Origin of the sequence: Pseudomonas sp. ICMP22404 (genome assembly GCF_006227205.1) — a bacterium.
GTDB lineage: Bacteria > Pseudomonadota > Gammaproteobacteria > Pseudomonadales > Pseudomonadaceae > Aquipseudomonas.
Genome location: NZ_VCNG01000028.1, coordinates 23,192 through 31,447 on the forward strand (window position 1 = coordinate 23,192; position 8,256 = coordinate 31,447).

The 8,256-nt window shown below is 58.7% G+C and carries 1 protein-coding gene; it reads right to left on the bottom strand.

The window, feature by feature from the left end; translation table 11 throughout:
* Positions 1 to 414: 414 nt before the first annotated feature.
* Positions 415 to 8,256, bottom strand: a 7,842-nt coding sequence (locus FGE05_RS29265; RefSeq protein WP_176563046.1) for a hemagglutinin repeat-containing protein, incomplete at its 5' end; no start/stop codon positions are given.

An 8,256-nucleotide genomic window follows, 5' to 3' on the forward strand; every position in this document is an offset into this window, starting at 1 on the left:
CATCCTCACACTTGAAAGTCGAGCCGTTTTTTTCAGTCAACACTTTCAACATCTAACCCCAACAAAAATCAGGTGAAACACTATAAACAACCCCGACAGAATCGAGAATATTTCTAACCCGCAAAACTTCCTCAGCCCGCCCAGAAAAAACAAGGAACTCACCTTCCTGAAGAGCCTTTCTAGATATTAAAAAATTTGAGCCCATCACCTCAGACACGGCCCTGATATGAGCCCGATTTTTATAGTCCCCACTACACCTAACCTCGTAAACTGTCTCGTCAACCTTAACATCCGAAATTTTCGTTGTCACTACTGACCAACCGCAGCTAGAACACTTCAATCCTTGCGTACTTGCTTGCCTGAAGACCTCCAACCTTCCCCCACACTGTTCACACACCATAGAGTTTATTTTTTTCATTTCGGCCCACCGGGATTGAATATTTTAAACGTCCCTTGATTTGATAGATCGGGAGTATTGAACAGCGGGGAATTAGGATTAGACGAATAACGCGGAGCGACTACCATCTGACCATTACTATAAGCCCAAACCAAATTAGTTGGTGCCTTCACCGGAACCCCCATCTTATTTGCTAGATTCTGAGCAAATCCAGTATCACATGCCCCAGTATCACACGACAACAATCGGATAGGTTGCCCATTGTATCCAGGATTATTCTCTATAAGCCTGGATACAACCCGCTGGTCGGCCATGATCGTTCCATTAGGGGTAACGATTTCGATTTTCTGTTGACTTCCATGGGCTATCACGTCAAAAAAGCCGTCTGGATCAACATCTGCTCTTTTTGAAGCATTTCTAAAGAATAGGTCCGTATCACCCATAAAGTTTGCCGGACCAGGAGCCGCCTCATTAGTTTTAGCAGCCCCACCTTTAATACCATAGAAACTAGCCAACGTCGCAGTAAGTGTGCTAAGCGTCATTGCAGTATCGTAACGACGCTCTACTTCCTCGCGGCTCAACCCAGACTCTTTTGTCAAGGCCGTAATTACCGCATCCCTTGTAATGTCTTCTTGTCCTAAACCTTGCAGCACCTTTTCAAGGTTCTCCGCATCTGCGGGATACAAGTCCTTATAAATCAGGCGGTAGGAAACACTTTTTCCATATTGTGAAAGAGCGTCTTGAGCTTCCGCAACCAAAACTGCACAAGCTCCCGAGGCTTTATTCCCCGTTGTACATATCGATGCGATGGCAGCATCTCGGTCTTTATCAATCTGTTTGATCGAGGCCAGCTCGGCCTTTTCCTCATCAGTCAGAAAGTTTTTATGCTCAAGAACGGCTTTTCTTGTAGCTTCATGAAGACTGAGATAGTTATTTTCTACCGCATTTTTTCCGGCCAATGCCGCCGCTACCGCGTCCAGAGAACCGTTCCCGGCCGATGCTCCACCGATGCCGGCAACCAGCGTAGCTAAGCTGGAAATGGTTTGCTTCTGTTCAGGAGTAAGTTGTTCATTACTGACGTCGCCGTACAGCTCTTCTTTAATAATCCGAGCCGTTTCTTCAGCCGCAACCGCCCCTACCGCTCCAGCTAACGCAGAGTTACCGCTGGCCTTGGCAACCAATGCACCAAGTACCGCGTGCGCCATCAGGTTAGCTGTCGGATCGCCGTCAGTAGCATCTCTGATCTCTTGAGCGATATAAGGCGCTGCAGCGCCACTTAAAGCACCAATAATATTGCCACTCAGCACGCCTTGTACGATAGAAGTAATCGCCTGAGATGCCTTCTGGAAGCTGCTCCCCATCCCATAGTCGCGTTGGACCTGCTGGCTGATTTGCTCGTCTGTCGGATTAATGATCCCCTGATCTTGAAGCTTCTGAATAGCGACTTTCGACGCTTCACTATCCTTCTTCTTAGCCTCGTCAATCTTCGCCGCAGCAATTGCGTCCCCTACACCTTTCACCAATTCCACCGAACTCTTCACCAGCTCGATGCGGTCATTCATCGCCTCTTCATCAGGCTTATCAAGCTTCTCGTTGGCATTCGCCGTGTCGCGGTTCAACCCGACCACATCCTTCGCACCTTCCGGATTGCGAACGATGATCGTGCCTTCACTCACCGCACTACGCGTATGGCTCTTATCCGATTCGCTGAGGGAGATCCCGTACAACCCACCCATCGAGGCTGAAGCGCCGGCGCCGCTATAGCTGCCCGAGATGCTGGCACCTGCGGATTGGGCGTGGATTTCGCTGATGTTCTTGATATCGGTGGCGATGAGCCGGTCGGTGATCAGCGTGTTCTTGTCGGCCGAAGCATCGCTGGCGATCACACCGCCTTCGAGGGTGGTGGTCTTGCCGACATCGACCGTATAGCCGCCCGTGCCGGCGAAGAGACCGGTCTGGTCCGTAACCGCTTTGTATTCACTGTTCATGTTGCCCGCGGCCACGTTTGCCGAGGCCGCGACAGGTGTGCCGTAGCAGAACGGTGGAATGCAGATGCTGGCACCGAAACCGCCGCTGCTTTGTTTGCTCTTCTGGTCCTGGGTGTCCTGACGGGAAACGATGTTGAGGTTGCCGTCGATCAGCGCATTGATTTCGTCGGCATGGACCTGAGCCCCTGCCAACGTCGTGTCGCCGCCACTGCGCAGCAACAGCGAACCGGTATTCACCGTGCTGTTGACCTGGGTGACGGAGCTGCCGTTGCCCATGCCTTTTGCGAGCTGGGCGCCCAGGTCCAGGGTGAAGCCGTTTTGCTGGCCGATGTTGAAGCTGGCACCAATGGCGGTTTTGTTGTTGCTGTTGTGGTTGGACCAATCGGCGGTGTTTTGCGCGCTCTCCAGGATGATGTTGTTACTGGCAAGCAACGACGTGTTGCCCGCCTTGATGCTGCTGCCGATAACGTGGAGATCACCATCGTTTGCCGCCGCATTGCCATTGGCAATGATGGATAAGGTACTGCCCGCATTGAGGGTGCTTTGCTTGGCGGTTTGGCTGGCGTAGTCGCTGGTGCTTTTGCTGTGGGTGCTGGCGAGTTCGGTGCCGATTTTGATCAGCGAACCGTTGCTCGCGGTTCCGCCCTGTTTATCGGCGAAGCCGGTTTTCTGGGCATTCGCGTCTTCCGTCATACCCCCGAGGTTGTAGGCCGCCAAGGCTGCCTGGGCGAGTTTCACCGCTTTGAGGCGAGGGTCATCCGTATCCTTCGCGGCCTCGACGGAGGAGCGAATGGTGTTGACCGTATCGATGATCGCACCACCGACGACACGACCAACCGCCAGGCTGTTGGCCTTGTCGACGGTGCTTTGCGTCGCCGTTTCCATGCCCGCTGCGATGGTGACATTCGAGCCACGCAGGCTCATGTCCTTGGTGCTGACCAAGTCACTGGCGATGACGTTGAGGTCGCCGCCCGCCACGAGGCTGACGTTGCCTTTGCTGGAACCTATGGTGCTGCCGGTTAACGTGGTTTGTGACGCCGTGCCGTTGTGTTTCTGGTTACTGATCGACAGGTGCTGGTTGCCGGTGATGTCATCGAGGCCCAGGTTGTTACCCGTCAATACACCCGTCAGGTCGCGATTTTTCTCCTTGTGCATTTGGGTGCGGGAAAAGGTGTTTTCTGCCGCGTCGATGGTCAGGTCACGTCCCGCACGTATCGTGAGGTCGTCGGTGCTGACCAATGCCGAGCCGGTGACAGTGGCATCGCGTTTGGCAACGACGGCGATGGTGTCGCCCGAGATCATGCTGCCGACGGCGGTGGTCTGGGTTTCGGCCAACTGGTCCTGGACCTTGCTCGACTTCAAGCCACCCCAGCTGCTTTTGCTTTGTTTGCGCTCGTGCCGTGCGCTGTTGGAATCGGTGACCGCGAGAATTTCCACGTCGTTGCCAGCACTCAGGCCAACACTGCCTTTTTCCGACGTGACGTTACTGCCCTTGATCGTCAGGTCATTGCCGGCGCTCAACACATTGTTGCCACCGGACGTCACCGAACTGGCCACGTTGGTTACGGAACTGGTCTCATCAAGCCGGAATTTCTTCCCGGAAGACGACTTCTTGGTCTTGCTATAGAAGCTGTAGTCCGAATCCTCGGCCGATTGCAGCACCAGGTTCGCGCCCGCCACCAGATAGGCTTCATCCCCGGCATTGACCTTGCTGGCAATCAACTCCAGATCCTTCCCGGCACTGAGCGCCACATTCCCACCCGCGGTCACGCTGGTGGACACCTGACTCACATGGTCTTCCTGAGCCGTAACCTTCTTGGTCTTCCCATACGAATGCTGCTCATCCGCCGCCGACGCCAACGTCAGATCACCCACCGCGCTCATGCTGATATCGCGCTTGGCATCGATCTGGCTCGCAACCGCCGTCAGATCACGCCCTGCCTTCGCCGTCAGGTCGCGACCGATGTCCAGGCTGGAGCCGTATTGCTTGATGTCTTCATCACGATGCAGACCGCGGGTCCCACTGGCGACGCGTTCGGCCGAGGTGAGATTGACGTCGCGGGTGGCGCTCAGGGTTGTGTCGGCACCGCTCTTCAGCACCCCACCGACGTTGTTGATGTCACGCCCGGCGTTGATGGTCAGGTTGTTGGCGGCTTCGATGCGGGCGGCGCTGTCGATGAAGTCGGTGCGTTCACTGCGGTAACCGCTGTCGCTTTCGTGGGTGGTGACGGTGCGTTCGTTGATCACATCGCCGTTGGTGGCGGTAAGCGTGACGTCGCGTCCGGCGATGATGCCGCCGGCCTTGTTGACGAGGTTGTTGCCCGCCAGCAGGTCGAGGCGGTTACCAGCTTCCACCAGGCCGCTGTTGACCAGGTCATTGGTGGCTTTGGCCGACAGGTTGTTGCTGGCGCGCAGGGTGCCGGCGTTGTTCAGGTCCTTGCCGGCGATCAGGGTTACGTCGCTGCCCTGGATCAACGCGCCGTTGGCCGCGAGGCGATTGTTGGCGTTGGCCAGGTACAGCACCGGTACCAGGACTTGCTCACCGTTGATCTCGGCGTTTTCCATCCAGACGATGTCGTGGGTCAGGGCCGCGACTTGTTCGGAGGTGAGGCTCACGCCCAGGGACAGGTTGAGTTCCTGTTTGCTGGCGATGGCGTTGTTCATCAGGTACTTGAACATGTCCGCGTTGGACGTCTGGCCGTCGATGAAGCGTTGGCCGGTGCGGGCGACCACGGCTTGCTGGATCAGCGTCTGCTCGTACAGGCCGTCACCCAGGCGCTTGGCGCTCTGGTCCGGGTCGTAGCCGAGGTTCTGCAGCAGGTAGTCCGAGCTCATGAAACTCTTGAGGTCGGTAAGCACCGGGTTGGTTTCGATCAGGTATTTGTGCGGGTTGGCCGCCACAGTGCTGGTGGGCAGGCCCTGGACACGGTTGAGCGTGAAGTCGGCGCTACGGCCGGGCAAGGTGCCTGTCACGGTAGCGCCCGAGGTGCTGGTGTCGAGGCTGCTGGCCTGGTTGGCGATGTTGGCGGTTTGGCTGTCAGCGACGCTCAGGTCGAGACTGCTGGCGGTGGGTTGGGTGATGTTCCCTACACCTGGATTCCGCGCCTGGCCAGTGGGCAGTACCTGTTGGCGCTGGGCCGTCGTCAGGCTCGCGCTACTCAGGGTCCAGCTCTGCGGGCCGCTGGCGGCCGGCGTGCTACTACCCTGCCCGCTCAGGCGGAACAGGCCGTTCTGGCCGGTGGGCAGGCTGAAACCGGGCAAGGCGACCGGGTTGACCTGCTGTTGCGCCAGGTTGGGGGGCAGTTGTTGATTGAGGGTGATGCGGGTCGAGTATTGGCTGCCTGCCGCCGCCGTGCTGGTGCGTGGGCCGCTACCAATGTAGCTGTAGCCCGGGCGTACGACGCTGTTGTCGATGTTGTTCTGGGTCGAGATATTGACCGCGCCACCGGCCTGGATTACGGCCGCGTAGCTTTGGTCGCCGCCGGCGAGTTGGGTGGTCTTGCCCAGGTTCAGCTCGGCTTCCGTCATGCCGATGAAACTGGCGATACCCGCTTCAAGGCCACTGAGGTTATTGACGTTATAGCCAGCGCTTTCATACCAGTACTTATTGGTGAAATTGCTGGCCGCGGTGTACCAGGCACCGGCACCGCTCACTCGTTCGGAACGGAATACTCGGGTGGTTTGTGTCTCGCCGGTTTCGACGCCGCTGTTGGTCAGGTTGGCCAGTGACGCGGTCAGGTTGCCGCCACTGGCAATGGTGCTGCTCTGGTTCAGCAGATCGCCGCCACGCAGGGTCAGGTTGCCACCGGCTGTAATACTAGAAGCCGCGCTGGCTGCGGTGACTTCGGTTTTTTCGCGTTGCAGCAACTCCCAGACATGGTTCTGCTTGCCGCTGCAGTCCCCGGCGTTATAGCCCTCGATACAAGCGATTTCGTAGATTTTGGCGGTGTAGATACCGCCGTTGCCTACGGTCAGCAAGGTCCGGATGTTTTGGATCGTGCTGGCCGCCAGGCTCATGCTGGCGTCGCTTTGGATCGAGCCGGACCGGTTGAGGATGCTGCTCGCCAGCGCGCCCTGGCCGTTGCGGTCAACGGTGAGGTTGCCCAGGCTGTAAATATTGGCGTCGAGGTTGTTCAGCGTGTCGACCCGCAGGCCCATGTCGGCGCCGCTGAAGATCAACCCTTGATTGTTCGTCAGCAAACCGGTCGTGACGGTCAGCCCCTGACCGCTGCCCAACGTCCCGAAATTGTTCAGCCCAACGGCGTTGACCACCAGGTTGCCGGCGGAGGTCAGCCGACCGACGCTATCCAGTTGTCCCCTGACGTTGACGGTAGTGGAGCCACCGCCGGCGATGCTGGAGTTGGCGCTGTTCAGGCTTACTTGCGCAGCGCTAAGCCCCAGAGTGCCCTGGCTGCTCAGGCGACCAGCGCCCCAGTAAGCGCCGCTCAGGTCGATGTTCACGCTGCCATTACTGGCAAGCAGGCCTTCGTTGAACCAGTTGACCCCGCTACCGGTGAAGCTGTCGGAGGCCAGCAGTTGACCACTTGCGGTCTGGGTGAAGTTGTTGACGTTGACGTTCAGGCGCCCGGCCTGGATGACGCCGCTGTTGCTCCACGTGTCGGTGCTGATGGTCAGGCCGCCACGGGTGACGAGCGTGCCGCCGGCGGCGATGAGATTTGCTGTGGAGATGTCGAACGTGCCGGTGCCCACGTGCAGCAGGCTGCCAGCAGTGTTGAGGAAGCTGGCGGCGCCCAGCGTGAGGTCGGTGTTGGCGGTTTCCAAGGTACCGTTGCGGTTATCGAACAGCCCACCAATCTGGAAATCGGTCTTGCCGCCCGCACCCAACGCCCGCAACTGCCCCGTCTGGTTATCCAGGCTCGCCGCCTTGATCGCCAGGGTGCTGTCACTCTCGATGATGCCCAGGCGGTTGTTCAACGCACCGGTGAGGTTCAGATCGATCTGACTACCGGCAATCTGCCCGTCGTTGTCGCCGCTGTTGTCGAAATCGTTGGCGGTAACGCTGACCTTGCCCTTGGCATACAGGCCGCCGTTGCGGTTGTCGAAGTTGCGGGTGGTGACGCTGGCATCGCCGGTTTGCGCCGAGATACGGCCGCCGTAGTTGTCGAGGCCACCCAGGGCGATCAGGTTCAGGCGCTGGGCCTGGGTGATGCCGCCCTGGCGGTTGTTGTTCAGGTCGTAGCCGTTTTTCAGCACGCCGCTGAGTTGGGTGGTGAGCAAACCCTGCAGGCTGGCGAGCACGCCGCCTCGGTTGTCCAGGTTGCGGGCGACGACCATCAGGTCGCCGGCCTTGGCCTGGAGGCGACCGCTCTGGTTGTCGAGGTCGTTGGTGACGGTCAGGGTCATGGCGCCCTGGCTCTGCACGGTGCCTTTGCCATTGGTGAGGCTGGCGGCGTCGATCTGCACGGCGCCGTTCTGGCTGTAGATCAGGCCATCGGCGTCGTTCTGTACCATGCCGGTGCTGGTCAGGACGAGTTGATCATTGGCGGCGACGGTGCCGCGATTGCGGTTGTCCAGGCCAGCGGTGAGCAAGGTCAGAAGGCCCTGGCTGGCGATCTGGCCGCCCTGGTTGGTGATCTGCGTGGCGCGCTCGACCCGCAGCGGGCCGGCGCTGGCGAGTTTGCCGTTGGTGTTGGTCAGGGCGCCGAGCAGGTCGAGGGTCACGGCGGCGTTGCCGATCAACTGGCCGCCGGTGTTGTCCAGGCCGGTGCCGGTGAAGCTCAGGGCATTCTGGGCGTTGATGGTGCCGCCGGCGTTGCCGAGGGTCATGGCGTTGATGACCAGGGCATTGCCGCTGTCGATCAAGCCGCCCTGGGCGTTGTTGAGCAGACCGCCGCTGACGGTCAGGGTCTG